The sequence below is a fragment of the Xanthomonas sp. LMG 12462 genome, assembly GCF_009192885.1.
GTDB classification, from domain to species: Bacteria; Pseudomonadota; Gammaproteobacteria; order Xanthomonadales; family Xanthomonadaceae; genus Xanthomonas_A; species Xanthomonas_A sontii.
This window is the reverse complement of sequence record NZ_NMPP01000041.1, coordinates 41602-64645: the sequence shown is the minus strand read 5'-3', so window position 1 is coordinate 64645 and position 23044 is coordinate 41602. Positions and strand designations below refer to the sequence as shown.

Sequence of the window (23044 nt, the reverse complement as noted above, 5' to 3'; positions counted from 1 at the left end):
GGCGATGGATGGGTCTGTTCCGCCGGTGATGCCCTGCTGCCTGCGCGCGCGGTGGGCGACGGGAGGATAATGCGCGGCATCTTCGTCTTTCCGCCCGCCACGCCATGCAGGATCTGATTGCGCGCTACGGACTCGGGCTGGTCTTCGTCAACGTCCTGGCCTTGTCGCTGGGCCTGCCGGTGCCGGCGCTGCCCACGTTGATCCTGGTCGGGGCGACCTATGCGCTGCTCGATGGCGCGGCGATGTGGAGTGCGTTGCTGGGCGCCTTGTCGGTGTCGATCGCGGCGAGCTTGCTCGGCGATCTGCTGTGGTTCGGCGCCGGCCGCCGCTACGGCAATCGCACGCTGCAGTCGCTGTGCCGGCTGTCGCTGTCGCGCGACACCTGCATGAAGCGCACCGAACGCTTCTATGCGCGCTGGGGCGTGCGCGTGCTGGCGGTGGCCAAGTTCGTGCCGGGCCTGTCGATGGTATCGGTGCCGATGGCCGGCGCGATGCGTGTGCGCCCTGTGGCCTTCCTGCGCTACGACGCGCTGGGCGCGGCCTTGTGGGCGGGTGTCGGGTTGTTGCTGGGGCTGTGCTTCGCCGACCAGGTGCAGGACTTGCTGGACTGGCTGAGCCTGCTCGGCAGGCGCGCGGCGTTGCTGCTGGTCGGCCTGCTGGCGCTGTACGTCGGCTACCGCGCCTGGCGTCGGCACTCGCTGCGCAAGGCGATGGAGATGCAGCGCATCGACGTCGACGAACTGCACGCGCTGCTGCAGGGCGAGGCGCCGCCGCTGCTGCTGGACATTCGGGCGCCGGGCTACCGCATGCTGGAGCCGTATGCCATCCCCGGTGCGCTGGAAGTGGACGATCGCCAGGTCGATGCGCTCGTCGCACGCTTGCCGCGCGACCGCAGGATCGTCATCTACTGCGCCTGCCCCAACGAAGTCTCGGCCGCGATACTGGCCAAGCGCCTGCGCCAGCATGACTTCGAGGACGTGCTGCCGCTGCGCGGCGGCCTGGATGCATGGCGTGCGGCGGGCCACACGCTGGTCGCGCTGGACGCTGCGGCTGCCGTGGCGCCGCCGCCGAAGGGCGACACGATCGCGGCGTGAGTCGGTGCGGCGGAGGCGTCATGCGTGCCGATGGCGCCTGCGATGCACGGCCCTGCGTGCGCGCCGGCTGATGCAGGCGGGTGCGTTGTCCGCAGGCGCGCGCGGGCGGCTGTGCGCGGCAGGGCAAGTTATTCCGTCATGCGCTTGATCCTGTTGCCTGTGCCGTCCGTGCTTCGCTGATGCGGCGACCTGATGCAATGGGCGAGGTTCACGTCGTGACGTTCACTTGCCGTTCCTTGCCTTGCGGTTGGATGCGCAGATGATGAATCGACAGAACGATTCGACAGCACGACCGGCGCGGCCAGCCCGTGTCTGCGGCGACGACCTCGCAGGGCGTGCGCCGAAGCGACTCCTCATCCTCGCCCTCATCCTTGGAGACAGCCATGCACATCGATCTATCCGGTAAAACCGCCCTCGTCACCGGCTCCACCGCCGGCATCGGTTTCGGCATCGCCAAGGGCCTGGCCGCGGCGGGCGCCGAGGTCGCGCTGAACGGCCGCGACCAGGCCCGCACCGAGGCCGCTGTGGCTACCCTCAAGCGCGACCTCGCCAATGCCCGCGTGCGGGCCGTAGTGGGCGACGTGGCGACCGCGGCCGGCTGCGAGGCGATCGTCGCGGCGCTTCCCGCCGTCGACATCCTGGTCAACAACGCCGGCATCTTCGGCATGCAGGATTTCTTCGACACGCCCGACGCGGAATGGGAGCGCTTCCTGGCGGTGAACGTGCTGTCCGGTGTGCGGCTTTCCCGCGCGTATCTGCCGGCGATGGCGGACAAGGGATGGGGGCGTGTGCTCTTCGTCTCGTCCGAGTCCGGGCTCAACATCCCGGTCGAGATGATTCACTACGGCGTGACCAAGACCGCCGATCTCGCCCTGTCGCGCGGGCTGGCCAAGCGCATGGCCGGCACCGGCGTCACCGTGAATGCCATTCTGCCCGGGCCGACGCTGACGGAAGGTGTCGCCGCCATGTTGTCCGACCAGGTGCAACAGTCCGGCAAGCCGCTGGACGAGGTGGCTGCCGACTTCGTCAAGGCGCATCGCGCCAGCTCGATCATCCGCCGCGCCGCGACGGTGGAAGAGGTCGCCAATCTCTGCGTCTACGTCGCCTCGCCGCAAGCGTCCGCGACCACCGGTGCAGCGCTGCGCGTGGATGGCGGCGTGGTGGATACCATCGCCTGAGCCGGGCAGGGGGCTCTGCATTCGCGCACGCGAGGCCGAGGCGGCGCCGCGCCGCCGCCTCGTAATTTCTGGCGGATCGCCGGCGCTGGAGTTGAAGTGCCGATGCGCGAGGCGGTGCCGTGATCGGCACATCTTCCGTGTGCGCATGCGTCACTCGTCGTTGCGCGCGTCGTGCAATCGGAATCACGCAGGCAAAAAAAACGACAAGCGCTGGCTTGTCGTTTTTGATCTGACTGGTGCGCCCGGAGAGATTCGAACTCCCGACCGCCTGGTTCGTAGCCAGGTACTCTATCCAACTGAGCTACGGGCGCGTTGTCAGGCGCGGGATTATTCACGAGTTGCGGCGATTCGTCTACACCTGCGTGTCGACGGCATGACGAATCGCGAACGAGTGCGCTCCCGGAGCGGTCTCGATGCGATCGCATCGCCGCGGCAGGGCAAAAAAAAACGACAAGCGGTGGCTTGTCGTTTTTCATCTGACTGGTGCGCCCGGAGAGATTCGAACTCCCGACCGCCTGGTTCGTAGCCAGGTACTCTATCCAACTGAGCTACGGGCGCGTCGTCAGGAGCGGAATTATGCGGGAGTCGATCGGGCCCGTCAATGCTCTTTCCGAAAAATTTCACCGATCCCCGGCCAGTAACGCCGCGGCCACCGCCGCAGGCCGCTTCATCCAGGCGAAATGGTCGGCGGATACGCCCAGTTGCGTGGCGTCCAGGCAGCGGATCTGCGGCGCCGGCGTGGCCAGCTTGTCGAGCAGACCGCGCAGCGAACTCTCCGGCGCCAGCCAGTCGTCCTGCAGCACCACGCCACGCGCCGGCAGCGTCAGATGCGCCAGTTGCGCCTCCAGGTCGATCGCCAGGCCGGCCGCGGCGTAGCGGCCGCTACGGCCCACGCGCGCCCAATCGGCGATCAGGCCGCGCGCTTCGGTGCCGCCAAAGCCCAGGCGGCGTCCATGCAGCACGCCCTGCCGCTGCGCCAGCCATGGCAGCAGACGGTACGCCAACGGCAGCAGATAGCCGCGCGGCGCGGGAAAACGGCGCCAGTACGGCGTGCCGCTGGCGACCAGCCACAGCGCGGCGAAGGCCTGCGGCTGCAGGCTGGCGTAGCAGCAGGCGAGCTGTCCGCCGAGGCTGTGGCCGCCGACGAGCAGCGGCGCCGCGATCCCACACCCGGCGATCGCCGCCTGGCTGGCGGGCAGGTCCAGTTGCAGCAGGGCGCGATAGCCCCAGTCGCATTGCCGCGATGGCCGCAGCGTGCTGCTGCCGTTGCCGCGCCATTCGTGCAGGAACACCGCGACGCCGTGCGCGGCCAGCGCTTCGGCGAACGGCAGGTAGTGGCGCGCAGCCACGCCCAGCGCGGGCAGCCACAGCAGCGCCTGCCGCGGTGCGTCGGGAACGCGCGCCAGCAAGCTCCAGCGATGGCCGTCGGCTGCGGCGACGGGCAGGGCGTGCTCGGCGACCGCCGCCGCGGCGATGGGCGCTGCGCTCATGGGCCGCGCGCCGCGCCGAAGTGGTCCAGCACCGTCACGTCGCTGCGGCCGGGCCGGTAACTGCCGCGCAGGGCGCGCGCCACATAGTCGATCGCCGCTTCGCAGGCGGCCGGCAAGGCCAGGCCCTGGCACAGCTGTGCGGCGATCGCCGCGGCCAGGGTGCAGCCGGTGCCGTGCGCGTCCAGCGGCAGACGCGCATGGCTGAACTCGCTGCGGCTGACGCCATCGTCGTAGCGGTCGATCACCCGCTGGCCTTCCTGCAGGTGGCCGCCCTTGAGCAGCACCGCCTGCGCGCCCGCCTCCAGCAGCGCGGCGGTGGCGTGCTCGGCGTCGTCGGCGGTGTCGACCGGGCGGCCGAGCAGCAACTGCGCTTCCGGCACGTTCGGCGTCACCAGCGTCGCCAGCGGCAGCAGGCGCTTGCGCAGCGCGTCCAGGGCATCGTCCTGCAGCAGCTTGGCGCCGCTGGTGGCCACCATCACCGGGTCCAGCACCACCCACGGTGGGCGATATTCTTCCAGCGCATCGGCGACCAGGTGGATCACCTCGGCGTTGGCGAGCATGCCCAGCTTGACCGCGGCGATGTCGAAGTCGGCGAAGCAGGCATCGATCTGTGCGCGCAGGAACGACAGCGGCGGCACGTGTACCGCGGTGACGCCGCGGGTGTGCTGCGCGGTCAGCGCGGCGGCCGCCGCCAGCCCGTGCACGCGGTGCGCGGCAAAGGTCTTGAGGTCGGCCTGGATGCCGGCGCCGCCGCCGGAATCGGTGCCGGCGATGCTCAGTGCGGAGACGACGGTGGGTTCGCTCATGCGCCGATTGTGCAGGGCCGGCGCGGGTTATGCACTCGGCCGTGCCTTCAGCGCTCGCGGCTGCGGTAGTGCGCCTGCAGCGCGTACAGCGTGCCGACCGTGCCGGTCAGCAGGGCGGGGCCGAGCAGGGCGTCGAAGCCGACCTGCCGGTAGGCCCAGGCGCCGAGCACGCCGCCGCACAGGAAGCCGCCGATGATCAGCAGGCTCAGGCGGATGCGCCGGCGCGGTAGCGGCAGGCCGCGCAGCGCCTGGCCCAGGCCGATGCCCAGATCGGTGAACATGCCGGTGAGGTGGGTGGTGCGCACCACCGCGCCGCTGTAGATGGTGGTGGTGGCGTTCTGCAGGCCGCAGGCGATCGCCGCGAGCACGGCGCCGGCGAGTTGCTGCTGCTTGAACGCCTGCATCGCCGCCAGCAGCAGCAGCGCTTCCAGCGCCAGCGCCACGCCGTAGCGCCGGCCCAGGCGCAGGCGGCTGTCCTGCACGATGAAGCCGCCGAGCATCGATCCGCCGAGGAAGGCCAGGACCACGCCGACCAGTTGCGCGATCGCGCGGGCGTCGCCATCGGCCAGCGCCGCGCCGAGCAGGGTAGTGGTGCCGGTGAGGTGGGTGACCGCCTGATGTTCGAAGCCGAGATAGCCGACCACGTTGACCATGCCGGCGACCGCGGCCAGCGTGCCGGCGAAGGCCCAGGCCCAGCGGGGCAGTTCCAGGTTCATACCGCGCGCGATGCGGCCGCGGCGCGGCGACCGCGATGCGCGGCCGCCCCGGCACGCCGCCAGTGGCACCTGACCGCAGCCATCTCAACGTGCGCCGTTGACCGCGATCTCGGAGAAGCTGGCGCTCGCCGGGTCGTAGACCGCGCCCCAGAAACGGTTGCCGCCGCCGCAGGCCTTGACCGCGTCGACCGTGGGGTCGCGTTCGCTGCTGTCGTCCGGCGCGAAGGCGTTGACGTAGATCGCCTGCTTGCCGCGGTACAGGATGCCGACGTACTGGCGATCGGACGCGCTGGGGTCGGCGATCTGCGGCTGCAGTTGCGCCAGGTGCGCTTCCAGTTGCGCGATCTGCTCCGGGGTCGGAATCCAGTAGCCGGTGACCGCGCCGTCCTGGCGCGCCGGGCTGTCGCGCGAGCAGGTGTCCAGCACCTGCGTCGCGGTGCTGTTGCGGGTGACGATCCACGACTGCCCGGCCTTGACCGCGGTCGGCACCATGGCCGGCCCGCGCGCGGTGGCGCAGGCGCCGAGCAGGGCCATGGCCAGCGCCATGCCTGCCAGGCGCACGCCGGCCGCCGCGTTCACAGGACCTCCGAGGCGTAGTCGGCCAGGCGCGAGCGCTCGCCGCGGCGCAGGGTGATGTGCGCGCTGTGCGGCCAGGCCTTGAAGCGGTCCACCGCGTAGGTCAGGCCGGAGGTGGTCTCGGTCAGGTACGGCGTGTCGATCTGTTCGACGTTGCCCAGGCACACGATCTTGGTGCCGGGGCCGGCACGGGTGATCAGCGTCTTCATCTGCTTCGGCGTCAGGTTCTGCGCCTCGTCCAGAATCAGGTAGCGCGACAGGAAGGTGCGCCCGCGCATGAAGTTCATCGAGCGGATCTTGATGCGGCTGGCGAGCAGGTCGTTGGTGGCCTGGCGGCCCCAGGTGCCGCCTTCCTGGGTGTGGGTGAGCACTTCCAGGTTGTCGGTGAGCGCGCCCATCCACGGCGTCATCTTCTCTTCCTCGGTGCCGGGCAAAAAGCCGATGTCCTCGCCGACGCTGACCGTGGCGCGGGTCATGATGATCTCGCGGTAGCGCTGCTGGTCCATGGTCTGCGCCAGGCCCGCGGCCAGCGCCAGCAGGGTCTTGCCGGTGCCGGCGGTGCCGAGCAGGGTGACGAAGTCGATTTCCGGGTCCATCAGCGCGTTGAGCGCGAAGTTCTGCTCGCGGTTGCGCGCGGCGATGCCCCACACCGCGTGCTGGCCGCTGCGGAAGTCGTCGACCAGCGCCAGCGTCGCCTTGCGCTCGGCGTTGACCTTGACCACGCGCAGTTCCACTTCGTCCTCGCCCGGCAGGTACAGGTACTGGTTCGGATACCAGTCCTCATCGGCGGCCAGGGCGATCTCGTAGCAGGTACGGCCCTTGTCGCTCCAACTACGCAGGTCCTGGTTGTGCTTCTGCCAGAAATCTTCCGGCAGTTCGATCGCGCCGGTGTAGAGCAGGCTGAAATCGTCGAGCGCGCGATCGTTCTCGTAGTCCTCGGCGACCAGGCCGCTGATCGCCGCCTTGATGCGCAGGTTGATGTCCTTGGACACCAGGATCACCGGGATTTCCGGCTGCTCCTCGCGCAGCGCCAGCACCGCGGCCAGGATCTTGTTGTCCGGGGCCACGCTGCCGAAGCTGCGCCCCGGCTCGACCGGGCGCACCTGGAAGTACAGCCGGCCGATGGCGCCGGTGCTCTTGAGCTGGATGCCCTGCGGATGGCTGAGCGGAATGCCGGATTCGATCTGCTCGGCGCCTGCGCCCTCGATCAGCTCGTTGAGGAAACGGCTGACCTGGCGCGCGTTGCGGCTGACTTCGGACATGCCCTTCTTGGCATTGTCCAGTTCCTCGATCACCTGCATCGGCAGGAACACGTCGTGTTCCTCGAACTTGAACAGCGCGGTCGGATCGTGCATCAGCACGTTGGTATCCAGCACGTAGATGCGCTTGCCTCGGGTCATCATGGATTCCTGAAAGAGGAGCAGGGACGCGCCATCGCTGCCTGCGGGGCAGGGCGATGCGGGGTGCGGGAAACGGCGGTGATCACTGCTGGGCGGCGGCCTGCAGCGCGTCGAGCACGGCCTGGGCGTGGCCGGGAACCTTGACCTTGCGCCAGCTGCGGACCAGCTGGCCGGTCGGCGAGAGCAGGAAGGTGCTGCGCTCGATGCCCAGCACCTGGCGGCCGTACATGTTCTTTTCCTTGATCACGTCGAAGGCGCGGCACAGCGCCTCGTCGGCATCGCTGACCAGGGCGAAGCGAAAGCCCTGCTTGGCGCAGAAGTTGTCGTGCGACTTCACCGAGTCGCGCGACACGCCGAGCACGGTGGCGCCGGCCTGTTCGAACTGCGGCAGCAGTGCGTTGAACTCGACGCCTTCGGTGGTGCAGCCGGGCGTGCTGTCCTTCGGGTAGAAATACAGCACCAGCCAGCGGCCGGCGTAATCGCCGAGCGTGGCGCTGGCGCCGCCGGACAGCGCCAGCGGCAAGGCCAGCGTGCTGCGGTCCAGGGTGTCGCCGTCCTTCATGGGGTGTCCTCCGCGTGCATCGCCATCATCTGCGTTCGATTGCGTCGGTGTCCAGCGCGGCGCACTCAGAACTTCATCGGGTCCATGATCGCGTCCAGGTTGAGGTGGTCGCAGAATTCGAGGAAGTCGTCGCGCAGGGCGGCGATGTGCATGTTCGCCGGCACCCCGATCGTCACCTGCGCCGAGAACATCTCCGCGCCGGTCTGCATGGCGCGGTAGCGCGTGCTCTGCAGGTTCTCGATGGTGATGCCCTGGCGGTCGAAGAAGTCGGCCAACTGGAACAGGATGCCGGGTTTGTCGGCGGCGATGACTTCGACGATGTACGGCAGCAGATTGGACTGCGCCTGCTTGGCGCCGGTGCGGTACCACACCAGCTTCATGCCTTCCTCGCGGTCGAGGCGGGTGAGCATGGCTTCGAGCTTGGCCACCGAATCCCACGAGCCGGTCGCCAGCGCGGTCACCGACACGTCGCGGCCGACCGTGGCCAGGCGCGCATCGACGAGATTGCAGCCGCTGTCGGCGATGCGACGCGTCACCGGCAACAAGGGCGACTCCGGATGCGTCGTGTAGGCGTTGATCAGGAGGTGGTTTTCGGTCGGCGCGGGCCGGGGCGTGGTGTCGGTCAAAGGGGCTTCCGGCATTGCGTAAGGCTGAACGGCATCCGGGCGGTCGCCCGGCATGGTGTGCAGCATACTTGCCCGCGCTTTCGGGCCGCAAGTAACATGCGGGGCGACCCTGCCCCGCGTGCGGGGCCGACACGTCCGCGCAGCCTGCGCGGCCCTCTTCTCCCAGCGAGCACCCGGCATCTTGTCCCTCTCCGGCATCATCACCGCCCTGGCCACGCCCTTCCAGGGCAATGGCGACCTCGACCTCGACGCCTGGCAGCGGCTGCTCAAACGCCAGCTCGACGGCGGCGTGCAGGGGCTGGTGGTGGCGGGATCGACCGGCGAGGCGGCCACGCTGCTGGACGAGGAGTACGACCGGATCCTGCGCGAGGCGGTGCAGACGATCGGCGGGCGCGTACCGGTGCTGGCCGGGACCGGCCTGTCCGGCACCGCCAAGACCGTGGCGCTGACCCAGCGCGCCGCCGCCGGTGGCGCGCAGTACGCGCTGGTGGTGACGCCGCCGTACGTGCGCCCGACCCAGGCGGGGCTGATCGCGCATTACACCGCGGTCGCCGAACAGGGCGGCCTGCCGGTGGTGTTGTACAACGTGCCCGGCCGCACCGGCTGCGACCTGCTGCCGGAGACCGTGGCGCAACTGGCGCAGCATCCGAACATCGTCGGCATCAAGGAAGCCGTGAGCGACCCGCAGCGCATCGCCGCGCTGGCGGCCCTGCGCAGCGACCACTTCGCGGTGTTCAGCGGCGACGACGGCAGCGCTGCGCAGGCGATGCTGGCCGGCTTCGACGGGCTGATCTCGGTGGCCTCCAATGCCTTGCCGCGCGCCTACCGGCGGCTGTGCGACCTGGCACGCGCGCGCCAGGCCGAACCCGCGCAGGCCTGGGACGCGCGGCTGCAGCCGTTCCATGCGTTCTGCGGCATCGAATCCAACCCGATCCCGGTCAAGGCGCTGTTGCAGCGCGCCGGGATCGGCCATGGCCTGCGGCTGCCGCTGCTGCCGTTGTCCGCGGCGCACCACGCCACGGCCGACCGACTTGCCGCCGACGCTGCCGCGTTGGAAGACCTATCCAGCCGCGAAACGCTCGCGGCCTGACTCCAGGAGATTGATTGATGCGTGCTTCCGTTCCCTACGTCCGCGTGCTGTCGGCCGCCGTGCTGGCGACCACCCTGGTCGCGGCCACCAGCGGTTGCAGCTGGTTCCACAAGGGCAAGCCGCGCGGCGACTACGCGCTGGCGCCCGACATGCGTCCGCTGGAAGTGCCGCCGGATCTGACCTCGCCCGATACCTCGGCGGCGATGAAGGTGCCGGCGCTGGCCTCGGCGCAGCGTCCTGCGGCCCCGGCCGGCCAGGCCCCGGCGGCGTCGAACAGCGGCTTCGTGGTGCCGGGGACGCGCGACCAGGTGTTCGGCCAGGTCGGCGACGCGCTGGGCGGCATCGAAGGCGTCACCATCGCCAGCCGCGCGCAGCTGCTGGGCTCCTACGACGTGGCCTACGAAGGCAGCAACTTCCTGGTGCGCGTGGTGGCGGTGGATGCCGGCGTCTACGTCTCGGCGGTGGATCCGCGCGGCCTGCCGGCCACCGGCGAGGCGCCGGTCAAGCTGATCGCGGCGCTGAAGGCCAAGCTGGGTCACTGAGCCGGAGGCGGGTCCGGCGTGTGCGCCGGGCTGCCATGCGGTTAGCATGCGAAACGGGCGCCTTGTGCGCCCGTTTTGTTTTCCGTAGGAGCCAACTGCCACGCGGCCGAGATACATGACGCCCGCTAGGTATCCAACCTCAAGGCGTCGGGACTGAAGTCCCTCCCACAGTGCACCCAGCCAACGTGTCGCAAGTCCCGTGCGGGGCCGTTTCGCCGTGTGTGAGCTGCGCCTGCAGCAGCTGCTGCGGAAACCAGTCTTCTTGCGTGCCCTCGACGAACAACAGGCGACGTACGTGATCACGAGTAGTGTGCTCATTGGCAGCCATTGCAATGACGCAGGCGTGCGCTGCTGTCGCAGTCGCTTTTGATGTGGCTTTGGCTTTTGACTTACCGGGTTCCCTTCCGCAGCGGCGGCCGTCGCGGGGAAACACCCGGAGGGCGGCGTACATGGATGTACGCCGTCCGCGGCAGGGGCAGGATGCCCCTTCCGCGGATCCCCGTGATGGACGCGGACCGGAGCGCGTTAGCGCGGAGGGCGCGAGGCAGGGTGTGCTTTCTTTTGGTTACTTTTCTTTGCACAAGCAAAGAAAAGTGACTCGCCGCAAGGCGAAAGCTCTCGCTGTCGCTTGAGATTTGTAAATCAAACGCGAAGAACCTAGAAGTCAACTGTCCTACAGTTGCGAGCGCGGGATTCACGCAGCACGATGAGTGCAGTTACTTCTGCAGCAGCGGCAGCTTGTTCGGCTTGCCGTCCCACTCGGCGGCGTCGGGCAGCGGTTCCTGGCGCGTGGTGAGCACCGGCCAGGCCTTGGCCAGTTCCGCGTTGAGTGCGACGAAGCCTTCCTGGCCGGCCGGCACGTCGTCTTCGGGGTAGATGGCGTTGGCCGGGCATTCCGGCTCGCACAGGGTGCAGTCGATGCACTCGTCCGGATCGATCACCAGGAAGTTCGGGCCGGCGTGGAAGCAATCCACGGGGCACACTTCCACGCAGTCGGTGTATTTGCACTTGATGCAGTTTTCGGTGACGACGAAAGGCATGGCGGGATCCGGCGATTAACCCGGTAATTCTAATGCAAAGCGGCCGCCGCCGCCGTGTGTGCGGGGCAGCGGGGCAGGAGACGGGCGGCGCGCGCGGCTCAGCCGGCCAGGCCGCCGTGCTGCTGTGCCAGCCGATACAGGCCGCGCGCGGCCAGATCCTCGGGGTGGGTGCGCACGCGGCTGCCGAGCGCGGCCAGCGCATGTGCGTAGCGCGCCAGCAGGCCGCTGCCGCCGACCAGGTGCACCACCGGCGGCAAGACGGGGTGCGCGCGCAGTTCGTGGCCGATCAGCAGGCCGGACAGATACGACGGTGCCGCGGCGCCGCTCAGGCGTTCGAACAGGCCCAGGCTGCGCACGCCGAACAGATGGTGCAGCACCCCGCCGGGCTCGCCGCTGCGCTGCACGCCGGCGTCGAACGCGGCCGCGTCTAAGACGCCGTCGTCGGCGTCCATCAGCCGCGCCAGCAGGCTGTGCGTCCGCAGCAGCGCGTACAGTTCGCCTGTCATCATCGTCGCCAGCGAGGCGATGCGCCCGTCCTGCAGGGTCACCCACTTGCTGTGGGTGCCGGGCAGGCAGACGTGGTGGATCTCGGCCGTCGGCGGTTCCTGCGCGAGCAACGCGAGCAGGCCGATCAGCTGCGTCTCCTCGCCGCGCATCACGTCCGGCACGGCGTCGGCGTCGCTGGCCACGCCAGGTACGAACCACAGCGTGCGGCCGGGCAGCGCCGGATCCTGCAGCGGCCGCATCGCCGCGGCCAGGGCGGCGGCGTCGGCCGGGCAGGGCGCGTACGGCAGTTCGATCCAGCCGTTGCGGCTGCCGATCATTCCGCACAGGACGACGTCGCCGTCCCAGCCGTCTATCAGGGTGGCCAAGGTCGCGGCGAAGCGGCCCTGGCAGGCGGCGATGCCCTGGTCGCTGCGGCGCTGGTCGAGAATGCCGCCGTCGGCGTCGAGCCGATAGCCGCGCAGGCTGCTGGTTCCCCAATCGACGACGATCATGCGCTGGCGATGCGTCCTTCGGGCAGGCCGGCGATGCCGACCGCGGCCACGTACACGCCGCCGGCCTGCGGCGTGCGTGCCAGTTCGTCCTCGCTGTGATCCTGCCGCGAGGTGCTCAGGTACAGCGTGCCGCCATCGGCGCCGCCCAGGGCGGGGCAGGTGGGGTGCTTGACCGGCAGGGCGACACGGCGCTCGACGCTGCCGTCGGGGCGGTAGCGCACCACCTGCCAGGCGCGCCATTGCGCGTTCCACAGGTGGCCTTCGGCGTCGATGATGGCGCCGTCCGGCTCGGCGCCGGCATGGTCCAGTTCGGCGAACACGCGGCTGTTGGCGGTGTGCGCGCTGTCCGGGTCGTAGTCGCAGCACAGGATGCGCGGCTGCACCGAGTCGCAGTAGTACAGGGTGCGGCCTTCGGCGCTGAAGCAGATCGCGTTGGGAATGGCCACGCCCGGCAGCGGCAGGCGGCGCAGGCCGTGGCGCGCCGACCATTGGTAGAAGCTGCCGACCGGCGCCTGGTCCTCGCGCTCGCTCATGGTGCCGAACACGAAGTTGCCGTGGCGGTCGGCGCGGCCGTCGTTGCTGCGGGTGTCGTCGCGCTCCGGTTCCACGTCCGCCAGGTGCTGCAGCGGCAGCGCGCTGTCTGCCTCGGCGGCGGCATCCGGATCGGCCGCGTACACGCCCTTGGCTAGCGCCAGCAGCAGGCGGCCGTCGTCGAACAGGCCCAGGCAGCCGGGACGATCGGGCAGGTCCCAGTGTCGGCTGACATTGCTGGCCGGATCGTGGCGCCACAGGCGGCGGCCGCTGATGTCGACCCAGAACAGCACGCCGCGGCGCTCGCACCACAGCATGCCTTCGCCATGCGCGCAGCGGCTGTCCACCGCCAGCGTGGCGGTGTGGCGGGGCGGAAGAGAGGTGTTCATCGGCTCACCACTCGGCGATGCTGCCGTCGGCGTGACGCCAGATGGGGTTGTGCCAGTCGGGTGGGTTGGCGTTGGCATGGCGCAGGCGCTCCTCGTCGATCTCCACGCCGAGGCCCGGTTTGGGCAATGCGGCGATGCTGCCGCCATTGTCGCAGGCGAAGTCGTCCTTGTTGAGCACGTAGTCGAGCAGGTCGGCGCCTTCGTTGTAGTGGATGCCGATGCTCTGTTCCTGCAGCACCGCGTTGTGCGAGACGAAATCCACCTGCAGGCAGGCGGCCAGCGCCACCGGGCCGAGCGGGCAGTGCGGCGCCAGGCCGACCTCGTAGGCCTCGGCCATGCTGGCGATCTTCAGGCATTCGGTGATGCCGCCGGCATGCGAGAGGTCCGGCTGCAGCAGCGACAGGCCGCCGGCCTGCAGTACCGGCTTGAAGTCGAAGCGCGAGAACATGCGCTCGCCTGCCGCCAGCGGGATGGGCGTGGATGCGGCCAGCCGCGGGTAGTACTCGGCCTGCTCGGGCAGCACCGGTTCCTCGACGAACAGCGGCTTGAACGGCTCCAGTTCGCGCAGCAGCACGCGCGCCATCGGTGCGGCGACGCGGCCGTGGAAGTCGATGCCGAAGTCGATGGCGGTGCCGAACGCCTCGCGGATCTGCGCCACCTTGGCCACCGCGGCATCCACCGCGCGCGGGCCGTCGATCAGCTTCATTTCCTCGGTGCCGTTGAACTTGAAGGTGTCGAAGCCGAGGTCGCGGTAGCCCTGGATCTGCGCGATGGTCGCCGCCGGGCGGTCGCCGCCGACCCAGCGGTAGGTCTTCATGCGGTCGCGCACGCGCCCGCCGAGCAGTTCGTACACCGGCACGCCCAGCGCCTTGCCCTTGATGTCCCACAGCGCCTGGTCAATGCCGGCGATGGCGCTCATCAGGATCGGGCCGCCGCGGTAGAAGCCGCCGCGGTAGAGCATCTGCCAGATGTCGTTGATCCGCGCCGGGTCCTTGCCGATCAGGCTGTCGCCGAGTTCGCGCACCGCGGCCTCGACGCTGCGCGCACGGCCTTCGATGACCGGCTCGCCCCAGCCGGTGATGCCCTCGTCGGTCTCGATCTTCAGGAACAGCCAGCGCGGCGCGGCGTGGTAGGTGGTGAGGCGGACGATCTTCATGCGCGGTCCAGATAGGCGTGGCGGAAGGCGGCGGCGTGCGCCTGGGTCTGTGCGAGCGACTGGCCGGGGCGGTACAGCTCGCCGCCGATGCCGGCGCCGATCGCGCCCGCGCCGAGGTAGTCGTGCAGGGTCTCGGTGTTGACGCCGCCGACCACGAACAGCGGCACCTGCGCCGGCAGCACCGCGCGCAGGGCGCGCACGTGGCCGGGGCCGTAGGTGGCGGCGGGGAACAGCTTGAGCATCTGCGCGCCGGCATCCAGCGCGTCGAACGCCTCGGTGGCGGTGGCGAAGCCGGCCACCACCTGCAGGCCGCGCGCCACCGCGTGGCGGATCACCGGTGGGCGCGTGTTGGGGGTGACGATGAAGCGCGCGCCCAGATCGGCCAGGGCGTCGACGTCGCCGATCTGCAGCACGGTGCCGCCGCCGATCCAGCAGCGCTGTCCGAACGCCTGCGCGGCCGGGCCGATGCTGTCGGCCCAGCGCGGCGAGTTGAGCGGGATCTCGATCGCATCGTAGCCGGCATCGGCCAGCGCCCCGACGTGCGCCAGCGCGTCCTCGGGGGTGAGACCGCGCAGGATCGCGATCAGCGGGAGTCGGAACGGGGAAGCGGCGGACATCGGGATACCTGGCGGAAACGACGGTGACGGAAGCGCCGGGCCAGTGCGGCGCAGCGGCGGGACCGGACGGCGGGGCCGCTGCAGTCCGCGCCATGCGTCGGCGCGCTGGCTCCACCCGACAGCCTCCGCTGCCGGCGGGCCGGTGCCCGACGACGACGGCGCCAGCGGGGGCGCGATGGGCCGTAGCCTGCGCGCGTGAGCTATGCTCTGCAAATGAAATTTTAGGCATATTCTATTCCGCCGCTGAATACGCGGCTCCGCTCCCCCAGGACGCCTGCCCACGATGAATGCCTCTGCCAATCCCTGGTTCAATGCCGCGCGCCTGAAGACCCGGCATCTGTTGCTGCTGCTGCAGTTGCACGAGCACCGTTCGGTGCTGCGCGCGGCCGAGGCGGCCAGCATGACCCAGCCGGCGGCGTCCAAGCTGCTGGCGGAAATGGAGGACCTACTGGGGGTGAAGCTGTTCGAGCGCCACGCGCGCGGGGTTGAGCCGACCTGGTACGGGCAGGTGTTGATCCGCCGCGCGCGTGCGGCGATGTCGGAGATCGGCCGCGCCCAGGAAGAAATCGCCGCACTGTGCGAAGGGCGCATGGGCCAGGTCTCGATCGGCACCGTGGTCAATCCGGGCACCAACCTGGTGCCGCAGGCCATCGCCGAGGTCAAGCGCGAGTTCCCCGGCATCCTGGTGCGGGTGGAGATGGACTACAGCCGGCCGCTGGTGGCCAAGCTGCTCGATGGTCAGCTCGACATCGTGATCGGCCGCATCCTCGGCCCCTACGGCGCCGAGGCGCTGGAATTCGAGCCGCTGGCCGACGAGCCGCACTCGGTTATCGCGCGCGCCGGCCACCCGTTGTCCACCCGCGCCGACCTGCGCCATGCCGACCTGGCCCGCTACGGCTGGGTGCTGCCGCCGGCCGACAGCGTGCTGCGCGCGCGCCTGGACGCGATGTTCCTGGAGCATGCGGTGCCGGCGCCGCAGAACGTCATCGAGACCTCGTCGCTGCCGGTGATGACCAGCCTGCTGCGCGGCAGCGACCTGCTGGCCGCGCTGCCGGCCGAGGCGGTGGCGCCGTATGTACAGGCCAAGCTGCTGACGGTGTTGCCGATCACGCTGGGCGTGCGCATGGAATCGTTCGGCATCGTGCGCCGTCGCGACTATCTGTTGCCGCCTGGCGCCGAACGCGTGTTGCTGGCTCTGCGCAATGCCGCCAAGCGGCTGTATCCCGAACGGGCGGCAAGCGTTTGAAGGCCGCCGCGGGCGCTGCGATATCACAAGCGGACGATTTCGTAGACATGCCGTGGTGCGCATCCCGCTAGTCTGGAATCGCATAGATTGACGGGAATTTTTCATTTGTTTCACGCCAAGTGCATTCCTAGTCTCGGCCGATCGCGGTAGCGACCGGCCTGCCACTCTGCGCAGCGGCGCCATCCGATACGGCAGCGGCTGAGACCGACGCCGTCACAACTCGCAGGACGGCGCCCTGGTGCGACCGTCGCCCGTGTCTGTGTGCATGTCTCCTGGGAGGGAAACAGCATGGCATCGCAGCATTCTTGTGGTCCGGCTCTGCCGACCGCAGCGTCACGTCGTCCCCGTGTTTTGCCGCATTCGCTCATCGCGCTGAGCATCGGCCTGCTGCTCAGCGCACAGGCATTGGCGCAGGAGGCGGACTCTGCGCGCGCGCAGCCTGCCGCGCGCAAGAAGGGCGACCCGGTGACCCAGCTCGATGCGGTCGAGGTCAAGGGCGTGCGCGGCAGCCTGATCAAGTCGCAGTCGATCAAGCACGATGCCGAGCAGATCGTCGATTCGGTCAGCGCCGAGGACATCGGTGCATTGCCGGACCGCAGCGTCACCGAGACCCTGCAGCGGGTCAGCGGCGTGACCATCGATCACTTCATGGCGCGCAACGACCCGGACCACTTCTCGGCCGAAGGCAGTGGGGTGATGATCCGTGGAATGACCCAGGTGCGCGGCGAACTCAACGGTCGCGACAGCTTCAGCGCCGCCAGCGGACGCGGGCTCAGCTTCGAGGACGTGCCGGCCGAACTGATGGCCGGCGTGGACGTGTACAAGAACCCCTCGGCGGAGATCATCGAAGGCGGCCTCGGCGGCACGGTCAACCTGCGCACGCGCATGCCGTTCGACCAGCCGGGCCGCGTGATCGGCTTCACCGCCGACGTCAACTACGGCGACCTGAGCAAGACCTACAAGCCGTCGGGCTCGTTCCTGTTCAGCGATCGCTGGAACACCGGCCTGGGCGAAATGGGCTTCATGCTCGATGTGGCGCACTCGGAATTGGCCACGCGCAGCGACGGCATCCAGGTGGAACCGTTCGTGCGCCGCACCGATCCCGCGTTGCTGGCTGGCACCAGCTTCGACAAGGTCTACGTGCCCGGAGGTGTCAACTGGCGGCAGCTGGAGTTCGAACGCAAGCGCAAGGGCGTGGCGGCCGCCTTCCAGTGGCGGCCCAGCGACGCCACCGACCTCTACGTGCAATACCTGCGCTCGTCTTACGACATGAACTGGCAGGAGCGCGCGGCGTTCTTCAACGACGACACCAACGCCATCGCGCCGGCACCCGGTACCACCTTCACCTACGACGACGCAGGCCGTTTCGTCAGCGGGTCGCCGGCGTCCAGTTCCTGGCGCGGCAACGTCACCGGCAACGACGGCGTGCGCTTCTACACCGACAACCGCTACGCCCGGCAGAGCACCACCACCTCCGATCTGTCCGGCGGCTTCACCCATCGTTTGACCGACCGGCTGACCGTGCGCGGCGACATGCAACTGGTGCAGTCGCAGAGCGACACCCTGGATTTCACCCTGTTCAGTTCGATCTATCTGCCGGGCCTGACCTTCGACCTCAGCGGCACGTATCCCGCAGTGACCCTGGCCGACCCGAGCTACACCGCCGACCCCTCCAACTACTTCTGGAGCGCGGCGATGGATCACCTTGCCAAGAACCGCGGCCGCGAACTGGCCACGCGCTTCGACCTGGAGTACAGCTACGACGACAACCCGTGGCTGCGCACCTTCCGTGCCGGCATCCGCGCCACCGACCGCACCCAGACCAACAAGAATTCCGGCTACAACTGGGGCGTGATCAGCGACAACTGGGCGACCATCCCCGGCACCGCCACCGGCCTGGCCGACCTGGCCAGCTACATGACCGCGTCCTCGTCGCTGTATTCCTTTTCGAACCTGCTGCGCGGCAAGGTGCGCGTGCCCAACAACCTGTACTTCCCGCGCAACAGCGCGGTCAAGGACTACACCGGCACGTCGGCGCTGATCGAGCAGATCGTCGCGCTGCGCGGGTATGGCTGGGCGCCGGACCAGTACCAGTTGCAGGACACCAACCGCCAGTTCGAACGCACCAAGGCCGCGTACATGGTGATGTACTTCGGCAACGACACCGCGCTGGGCGTGCCGGTGGACGGCAACATCGGCGTGCGCGTGGTGCAGACCAGGACCGAGGCCTCGGGCTACGGCCAGTATCCGGACCTGTCCGCCACCTCGGCCTCGGACGCGCTCAAGGCCCAGTATTACGGACAGTACTTCCCGAACGACGCGCGCGGCAGCTACACCGACGTGCTGCCGAGCCTGAACCTGCGCTTCAAGTTCTCCGATGCGCTGCAACTGCGCCTTGCCGCGTCCAAGGCGATGGCGCGGCCGGACTACACCCAGTTGCAGCCGTATCTGCTGCTGACGGCCACCGTCAACGACGACGGCTCGCTGAAGGACTGGACCGGCTCCGCCGGCAACCCCAACCTCAAGCCGATGAAGGCCGACCAGTACGACGCCGCGCTGGAGTGGTACTTCGACAGCAGCGACATGATGTACGTGACGCTGTTCTACAAGAGCGTCAAGGACTACTTCTCCAACCAGACCGTCACCGAGAACTATGGCGGCCAGGATTTCCTGGTGACGCGTCCGTACAACATGGACAAGGGCCGCATCCGCGGCTTCGAGTACGGCTACACGCAGTTCTTCGATTCGCTGCCGGGCTGGATGAGCGGCTTCGGCGTCAATGCCAACTTCACCTTCGTCGACAGCAGCGGCGGCGTGAACACGGCCACCGATCCCTACACCAAGACCACCGTGACCGGCGTGGCGCTGCCGCTGGAAGGCCTGTCGCGGCGCAGCTACAACCTCGCCGGCATCTACGAGAAGGGTCCGCTGTCGGTGCGCCTGGCTTACAACTGGCGTTCGCGCTATCTGCTGACCGCCAGCGACGTGTCGACCAAGCTGCCGACCTGGTCGGACGACTACGGCCAGCTCGACGGCTCGGTGTTCTACCGGTTCACGCCGCACCTGCAGTTGGGCGTGCAGGCCAACAACATCACCAATTCGCTCACCAAGGTGTTGATGGGGCCGACGTCCTACGACGGCGGCGAAGTCGACAATCATCTGTACACGCGCAGCTGGTTCGTCAACGATCGTCGCTACTCGCTGGTGCTGCGCGCCAACTGGTAGGCGCGCAGCCGTCTCCGGCGCGCGGTCCGCCTGCGGCGAGGTGGGTGGCTGCCGCCGGCTTTCCTCCCGACGCAGGAACTGCTCATGACAAGACCGCTGCATCCCACCGTTCGCCTGGCGCTGCTGGCGCTGGCGTTCGCGTCATGGCCGGCCGCGGCGGAACTGCAACTGCCGTTGCTGTTCGCCGACGGCGCCGTCCTGCAGCGCGATGCACCGATTCCGGTCTGGGGTTGGGCCACGCCTGGCGCACGCATCCAGGCGCGCCTGGACGGTGCCAGCGCCAGTGCGGTCGCGGGCCGCGATGGCCGCTGGCGACTGCAGTTGCCGGCGCATGCGGCCGGTGGCCCGTACGTGCTGGACGTGCAGGGCGACGGCAGCCAGCGCCGCATCGGCGATGTGCTGATCGGCGACGTGTGGCTGGCCAGCGGCCAGTCCAACATGGAGTGGCCGCTGGCGCAGGCGCGCGACGGCGCGCGCGAAGTGGCGGCAGCGACGGATCCGCAACTGCGTAACTTCAAGGTGCCCAAGGCCTGGTCGGCGCAGCCGCAGCCGCGGCTGCCCGGCGGCAGTTGGGTCGCGGCGACGCCCGCCACCGCCGGCGCGTTCTCGGCGGTGGCGTATTTCTTCGCGCGCGAGCTGCGCCAGCGCACCGGCGTGCCGATCGGCATCGTCGACAGCACCTGGGGCGGCAGTGCGATCGAGGCCTGGATGGACGCCGCCTCGCCGGGCGTGGACGCGGCGCAGGTACGTACGCGCATCGCGCAGATGCAGGCCAAGGACGCACAGGACCTCGGCGAGACCCGGCGGCGCCTGGCGCGCTGGCCACAGCCGACCACCGCGGATGCGGATGCCGGCTGGGCCGCTGCCGATCTGGACGACCGCGACTGGGACCGCCAGCCGCTGCCGGGGCTGTGGGAACAGCATGGCTACGTCGGCATGGACGGCGTCGCCTGGTATCGCAGCACTTTCACCCTCAGTGCAGCTGAAGCCAAGGCCGGCGCCGTCGTGGGCATCGGCCCGGCGGACGATGCCGACACCACCTACGTCAATGGCGTGGAGGTCGGCCATACCGAAGGGCGCTACACCGAGCCGCGCCGCTACCGCGTGCCGCCGGCAGCGCTGCGCGCCGGCGTCAACCACATCGCGATCCGCATCCTGGATACCGGCGGCTTCGGCGGCATTCCCGGCGATGCGGCGGCGTTCTTCGTGCAATCCGGTGGCGGCCAGCCGCGCTCGCTGGCCGGCGACTGGCAGTTCCGCCCGGCCAAGGTCACGCTGGCCGCCAACGACGACAAGAACCAGGTGCCGACGCTGCTGTACAACGCGATGATCCACCCCTTGCAGCCGTTCCCGGTCAAGGGCGTGATCTGGTACCAGGGCGAGAGCAACGCCTACCCGTATGGCGCGCTGCACTACCGCGAGCAGTTCGCGTCGCTGATCGGGCGCTGGCGGCAGGAGCGCGGACAGCCGCAGCTGCCGTTCCTGTGGGTGCAACTGGCCAACTGGAAGGCCGGCAACGACCAGGGCGACCTGAGTCCGTGGGCGCAACTGCGCGAATCGCAGACCAGGACGCTGGCGCTGCCGGCCACCGGGCAGGCGGTGACCATCGACATCGGCACGCCGGACAACATCCATCCCCCCAACAAGCAGGACGTGGGGCATCGCCTGGCGCTGGTCGCGCGCCACGTGGCCTACGGCGAAACCCTGGTCTACAGCGCGCCGGTGTTCGCGCGCGCCACGTTCGCCGATGGCCAGGCGCGGGTGATGTTCGACCTGATGGGCAGCACCCTGGCGGTGCGCGGCGGCGGTAGCGTGGTGCACGGCTTCGCCCTGGCCGGTGCCGATCGGCGCTTCCATCCGGCGCAGGCACGCATCGAGGGCGACCAGGTGGTGGTCCGCAGCGATGCGGTGCCGCAGCCGCAGGCGCTGCGCTACGCCTGGAGCGAAAACCCCGAGGACGTCAACCTGGTCAACCGCGAGCAGTTGCCGGTGGGCCCGTTCCGCAGCGACGACTGGTGAGGCTGGGCGCCGGCCACGTGCGGAGAATCGGATCGCCGTCGCGCGCGTTGCGCACCGCATGGCGGCTGCCTGTCCTGCTGTCGCTGCTGCTGAGCGGCTGCCAGGCCGCGCCGGATGCGCCGTCGGTTGGTGCGCACACGCCCGCTGCCGCGACATCGGCGCCGGCCCAGGCACCGATCCCGCGCCTGGTCAGCACCGACGGCCGTCACGCGCTGTTGGTCGATGGCGCACCGTTCCTGATCCTCGGCGCGCAGGTCAACAACTCCAGCAACTATCCGGCGGCGCTGGCGCGGGTGTGGCCGGCGATCCGCGCGCTGGGGCCGAACACGGTGCAGGTGCCGGTCGCCTGGGAGCAGGTGGAACCGGAAGAGGGCCGCTTCGATTTCTCCTTCGTCGACACGCTGCTGGCGCAGGCGCGCACGCAGCGGGTGCGGCTGGTGTTGCTGTGGTTCGGCACCTGGAAGAACAACGGCCCCAACTACGCGCCGCACTGGGTCAAGACCGACGATGCGCGCTTTCCGCGCGTGGTCACGCGCGACGGGCGACGCCTGGGTTCGCTGTCGCCGCTGGCGCCGGCTACGCTGCAGGCCGACCGCACCGCCTTCGTTGCCTTCATGCGGCATCTGCGCCAGGCCGATCCGCAGCGCACGGTGATCATGGTGCAGGCCGAGAACGAGCCGGGCACCTACGGCAGTGCGCGCGATTTCTCGCCGATAGCGCAGCGCGTGTTCGACGGCCCGGTGCCGCAGGCATTGCTGCAGCGGCTCGGCAAGTCGCCGGGCACCTGGGCGCAGGTGTTCGGCGCCGAGGCCGACGAGATCTTCCATGCCTGGCACATCGCGCACTTCATCGACCGCGTCGCCGAGGCCGGCAAGGCCGCGTATCCCTTGCCGATCTACGTCAATGCGGCGTTGCGCGGCCCGTTCAATCCGGGCCAGCCCGGGCAGTACGCCAGCGGCGGCCCCACCGACAATGTGCTGGACGTGTGGAAGGCGGCGGCCCCGCACATCGACCTGCTGGCGCCGGACATCTACATGCCCGAGTACCCGCTGTACACCACGGTGCTGCAGCGCTACGCACGCCCCGACAACGCGCTGTTCGTCGCCGAGACCGGCAACCGCCCCGAGTACGCGCGCTACCTGTATCCGGCGCTGGGCCACGACGGCATCGGCTGGTCGACCTTCGGCATCGACTACAGCGGCTACTCCAACGATCCGCTCGGTGCCAAGCGCGTGGATGCGCAGGCGCTGGCGCCGTTCGCGCTGGGCTATCGCGCGGTGGGCATGGGCATGCGCGGGTTCGCCCGCGCCGCGGCCGCCGGCAAGCTGCACGGCACCGCCGAGGCGCCGGGCCAGGCGGTGCAGGAACTGCCGCTCAACGCGCGCTGGAGCGCCACCGTCACCTACGGCGTGCCGCAGTTCTGGTTCCAGGGCGAGCCGCCCGGCAATCCCGCGCCGATCGGTGCGGCGCTGATCGCCGAACTCGGCCCAGACACCTTCCTGATCACCGCCCAGCACGCGCGGGTGACCCTGCATCCGGCCAGCGCGGCGACCGCGGACATGCTCTACGACCGTGTGGAGGAGGGTGAGTACGAGGGCGAGCAATGGCGCTTCCGACGCAACTGGAACGGCGACCAGACCGATTACGGGCTCAACTTCTCCGACGTGCCGCAATTGCTGCGCGTCACCCTGGCGACTTATTGACCATGCGGCGGCGCCAGACGCGCCGTGCCGTATGACTTTC

The 23044-nt window shown here is 69.4% G+C and carries 21 protein-coding genes and 2 tRNA genes; 8 read left to right on the top strand and 15 right to left on the bottom strand.

Annotated features, from left to right (window positions below):
- Nucleotides 1-104: 104 nt before the first annotated feature.
- Nucleotides 105-1094 carry a DedA family protein/thiosulfate sulfurtransferase GlpE gene (locus CEK69_RS10960; protein WP_152245546.1) on the top strand — a complete coding sequence of 330 codons (990 nt, stop codon included), beginning with the start codon at nucleotides 105-107 and terminating at the stop codon, nucleotides 1092-1094.
- Nucleotides 1095-1302: 208 nt separating this feature from the next.
- Here CEK69_RS10960 and CEK69_RS21060 read toward each other — a convergent pair whose 3' ends face one another.
- Nucleotides 1303-1479: a hypothetical protein gene (locus tag CEK69_RS21060; RefSeq protein ID WP_191091363.1), complete on the bottom strand. Its 177-nt coding sequence runs from the start codon at nucleotides 1477-1479 to the stop codon at nucleotides 1303-1305.
- Between CEK69_RS21060 and CEK69_RS10955 the strand changes: the two genes are divergently transcribed.
- Nucleotides 1478-2272 (top strand): SDR family oxidoreductase, encoded by a 795-nt coding sequence (locus CEK69_RS10955; protein WP_150409709.1) that lies wholly within the window; start codon nucleotides 1478-1480, stop codon nucleotides 2270-2272. The two genes, CEK69_RS21060 and CEK69_RS10955, sit on opposite strands and share 2 nt — an antisense overlap.
- Before the next feature lie 234 nt (nucleotides 2273-2506).
- Here CEK69_RS10955 and CEK69_RS10950 read toward each other — a convergent pair.
- The 9 genes from CEK69_RS10950 to CEK69_RS10910 form a co-directional block, all read right to left on the bottom strand.
- Nucleotides 2507-2583, bottom strand: a tRNA-Arg gene (locus tag CEK69_RS10950).
- Nucleotides 2584-2753: 170 nt separating this feature from the next.
- A tRNA-Arg gene (locus CEK69_RS10945) sits at nucleotides 2754-2830 on the bottom strand.
- A gap of 62 nt (nucleotides 2831-2892) precedes the next feature.
- The gene (locus tag CEK69_RS10940) at nucleotides 2893-3762 is read right to left on the bottom strand and encodes an alpha/beta fold hydrolase (RefSeq protein ID WP_152245544.1); all 870 of its coding nucleotides are present in this window, start codon (nucleotides 3760-3762) and stop codon (nucleotides 2893-2895) included.
- Nucleotides 3759-4568 (bottom strand): bifunctional hydroxymethylpyrimidine kinase/phosphomethylpyrimidine kinase, encoded by an 810-nt coding sequence (thiD, locus tag CEK69_RS10935; RefSeq protein WP_152245542.1) that lies wholly within the window; start codon nucleotides 4566-4568, stop codon nucleotides 3759-3761. The genes CEK69_RS10940 and thiD overlap by 4 nt, the downstream gene beginning before the upstream one ends.
- Before the next feature lie 47 nt (nucleotides 4569-4615).
- A complete protein-coding gene (locus CEK69_RS10930) occupies nucleotides 4616-5284 on the bottom strand; it encodes a YoaK family protein (protein ID WP_148828178.1) in 669 nt (222 codons plus the stop codon).
- Nucleotides 5285-5368: 84 nt separating this feature from the next.
- Entirely contained in the window at nucleotides 5369-5830 is a 462-nt protein-coding gene (locus tag CEK69_RS10925) for a hypothetical protein (protein ID WP_193313969.1), read from the bottom strand.
- A gap of 29 nt (nucleotides 5831-5859) precedes the next feature.
- Nucleotides 5860-7260: a PhoH family protein gene (locus tag CEK69_RS10920; RefSeq protein ID WP_026144466.1), complete on the bottom strand. Its 1401-nt coding sequence runs from the start codon at nucleotides 7258-7260 to the stop codon at nucleotides 5860-5862.
- 82 nt (nucleotides 7261-7342) lie between these two features.
- Nucleotides 7343-7822 carry a peroxiredoxin gene (locus tag CEK69_RS10915; RefSeq protein ID WP_152245538.1) on the bottom strand — a complete coding sequence of 160 codons (480 nt, stop codon included), beginning with the start codon at nucleotides 7820-7822 and terminating at the stop codon, nucleotides 7343-7345.
- A 65-nt stretch (nucleotides 7823-7887) separates the two neighbouring features.
- The gene (locus CEK69_RS10910; protein WP_087943489.1) at nucleotides 7888-8463 is read right to left on the bottom strand and encodes a glycine cleavage system protein R; all 576 of its coding nucleotides are present in this window, start codon (nucleotides 8461-8463) and stop codon (nucleotides 7888-7890) included.
- A gap of 166 nt (nucleotides 8464-8629) precedes the next feature.
- Here CEK69_RS10910 and dapA point away from each other — a divergent pair, with 166 nt between their 5' ends.
- Nucleotides 8630-9538 carry a 4-hydroxy-tetrahydrodipicolinate synthase gene (gene dapA, locus CEK69_RS10905; RefSeq protein WP_152245536.1) on the top strand — a complete coding sequence of 303 codons (909 nt, stop codon included), beginning with the start codon at nucleotides 8630-8632 and terminating at the stop codon, nucleotides 9536-9538.
- A gap of 17 nt (nucleotides 9539-9555) precedes the next feature.
- Nucleotides 9556-10080, top strand: coding sequence for a hypothetical protein (locus CEK69_RS10900; protein WP_010343910.1), 525 nt, complete (start codon nucleotides 9556-9558; stop codon nucleotides 10078-10080).
- A gap of 716 nt (nucleotides 10081-10796) precedes the next feature.
- Here CEK69_RS10900 and fdxA read toward each other — a convergent pair.
- The 5 genes from fdxA to CEK69_RS10875 all read right to left on the bottom strand — a co-directional run bounded on the left by fdxA (nucleotide 10797) and on the right by CEK69_RS10875 (nucleotide 14811).
- Entirely contained in the window at nucleotides 10797-11120 is a 324-nt protein-coding gene (gene fdxA / locus CEK69_RS10895) for a ferredoxin FdxA (RefSeq protein WP_017909525.1), read from the bottom strand.
- A 98-nt stretch (nucleotides 11121-11218) separates the two neighbouring features.
- Nucleotides 11219-12118, bottom strand: coding sequence for a 2-dehydro-3-deoxygalactonokinase (locus CEK69_RS10890; RefSeq protein WP_152245534.1), 900 nt, complete (start codon nucleotides 12116-12118; stop codon nucleotides 11219-11221).
- Entirely contained in the window at nucleotides 12115-13038 is a 924-nt protein-coding gene (locus CEK69_RS10885) for an SMP-30/gluconolactonase/LRE family protein (RefSeq protein WP_152245532.1), read from the bottom strand. Before CEK69_RS10885 ends, CEK69_RS10890 begins: the two co-directional genes overlap by 4 nt.
- A 4-nt stretch (nucleotides 13039-13042) precedes the next feature.
- Complete coding sequence (dgoD, locus tag CEK69_RS10880; protein WP_017913163.1) at nucleotides 13043-14194, bottom strand: galactonate dehydratase; 1152 nt, start codon at nucleotides 14192-14194, stop codon at nucleotides 13043-13045.
- A complete protein-coding gene (locus CEK69_RS10875) occupies nucleotides 14191-14811 on the bottom strand; it encodes a 2-dehydro-3-deoxy-6-phosphogalactonate aldolase (RefSeq protein ID WP_041500105.1) in 621 nt (206 codons plus the stop codon). Before CEK69_RS10875 ends, dgoD begins: the two co-directional genes overlap by 4 nt.
- 283 nt (nucleotides 14812-15094) lie before the next feature.
- Here CEK69_RS10875 and CEK69_RS10870 point away from each other — a divergent pair, with 283 nt between their 5' ends.
- The 4 genes from CEK69_RS10870 to CEK69_RS10855 all read left to right on the top strand — a co-directional run bounded on the left by CEK69_RS10870 (nucleotide 15095) and on the right by CEK69_RS10855 (nucleotide 23004).
- Nucleotides 15095-16057 carry a LysR substrate-binding domain-containing protein gene (locus CEK69_RS10870; protein WP_017913161.1) on the top strand — a complete coding sequence of 321 codons (963 nt, stop codon included), beginning with the start codon at nucleotides 15095-15097 and terminating at the stop codon, nucleotides 16055-16057.
- 351 nt (nucleotides 16058-16408) lie between these two features.
- Complete coding sequence (locus tag CEK69_RS10865; RefSeq protein ID WP_319019920.1) at nucleotides 16409-19282, top strand: TonB-dependent receptor; 2874 nt, start codon at nucleotides 16409-16411, stop codon at nucleotides 19280-19282.
- An 84-nt stretch (nucleotides 19283-19366) separates the two neighbouring features.
- On the top strand, nucleotides 19367-21301 hold the full coding sequence (locus CEK69_RS10860) for a sialate O-acetylesterase (protein ID WP_152245530.1): 1935 nt from the start codon (nucleotides 19367-19369) through the stop codon (nucleotides 21299-21301).
- Between the two features lie 47 nt (nucleotides 21302-21348).
- Nucleotides 21349-23004 (top strand): DUF5597 domain-containing protein, encoded by a 1656-nt coding sequence (locus CEK69_RS10855; protein ID WP_193313966.1) that lies wholly within the window; start codon nucleotides 21349-21351, stop codon nucleotides 23002-23004.
- Nucleotides 23005-23044 lie beyond the last annotated feature (40 nt).

Coding starts and splice junctions, on each gene's coding strand:
- CEK69_RS10920 (WP_026144466.1), bottom strand. CDS start 7,260: ATGACCCGAGGCAAGCGCATCTACGTGCTGGATACCAACGTGCTGATG.
- CEK69_RS10930 (WP_148828178.1), bottom strand. CDS start 5,284: ATGAACCTGGAACTGCCCCGCTGGGCCTGGGCCTTCGCCGGCACGCTG.
- CEK69_RS10915 (WP_152245538.1), bottom strand. CDS start 7,822: ATGAAGGACGGCGACACCCTGGACCGCAGCACGCTGGCCTTGCCGCTG.
- CEK69_RS10885 (WP_152245532.1), bottom strand. CDS start 13,038: ATGAACACCTCTCTTCCGCCCCGCCACACCGCCACGCTGGCGGTGGAC.
- CEK69_RS10960 (WP_152245546.1), top strand. CDS start 105: ATGCAGGATCTGATTGCGCGCTACGGACTCGGGCTGGTCTTCGTCAAC.
- thiD (WP_152245542.1), bottom strand. CDS start 4,568: ATGAGCGAACCCACCGTCGTCTCCGCACTGAGCATCGCCGGCACCGAT.
- CEK69_RS10910 (WP_087943489.1), bottom strand. CDS start 8,463: ATGCCGGAAGCCCCTTTGACCGACACCACGCCCCGGCCCGCGCCGACC.
- CEK69_RS10925 (WP_193313969.1), bottom strand. CDS start 5,830: ATGGCGCTGGCCATGGCCCTGCTCGGCGCCTGCGCCACCGCGCGCGGG.
- CEK69_RS10860 (WP_152245530.1), top strand. CDS start 19,367: ATGACAAGACCGCTGCATCCCACCGTTCGCCTGGCGCTGCTGGCGCTG.
- fdxA (WP_017909525.1), bottom strand. CDS start 11,120: ATGCCTTTCGTCGTCACCGAAAACTGCATCAAGTGCAAATACACCGAC.
- CEK69_RS10940 (WP_152245544.1), bottom strand. CDS start 3,762: ATGAGCGCAGCGCCCATCGCCGCGGCGGCGGTCGCCGAGCACGCCCTG.
- CEK69_RS10900 (WP_010343910.1), top strand. CDS start 9,556: ATGCGTGCTTCCGTTCCCTACGTCCGCGTGCTGTCGGCCGCCGTGCTG.
- CEK69_RS10890 (WP_152245534.1), bottom strand. CDS start 12,118: ATGATCGTCGTCGATTGGGGAACCAGCAGCCTGCGCGGCTATCGGCTC.
- CEK69_RS10875 (WP_041500105.1), bottom strand. CDS start 14,811: ATGTCCGCCGCTTCCCCGTTCCGACTCCCGCTGATCGCGATCCTGCGC.
- CEK69_RS10955 (WP_150409709.1), top strand. CDS start 1,478: ATGCACATCGATCTATCCGGTAAAACCGCCCTCGTCACCGGCTCCACC.
- CEK69_RS10870 (WP_017913161.1), top strand. CDS start 15,095: ATGAATGCCTCTGCCAATCCCTGGTTCAATGCCGCGCGCCTGAAGACC.
- CEK69_RS21060 (WP_191091363.1), bottom strand. CDS start 1,479: ATGGCTGTCTCCAAGGATGAGGGCGAGGATGAGGAGTCGCTTCGGCGC.
- dgoD (WP_017913163.1), bottom strand. CDS start 14,194: ATGAAGATCGTCCGCCTCACCACCTACCACGCCGCGCCGCGCTGGCTG.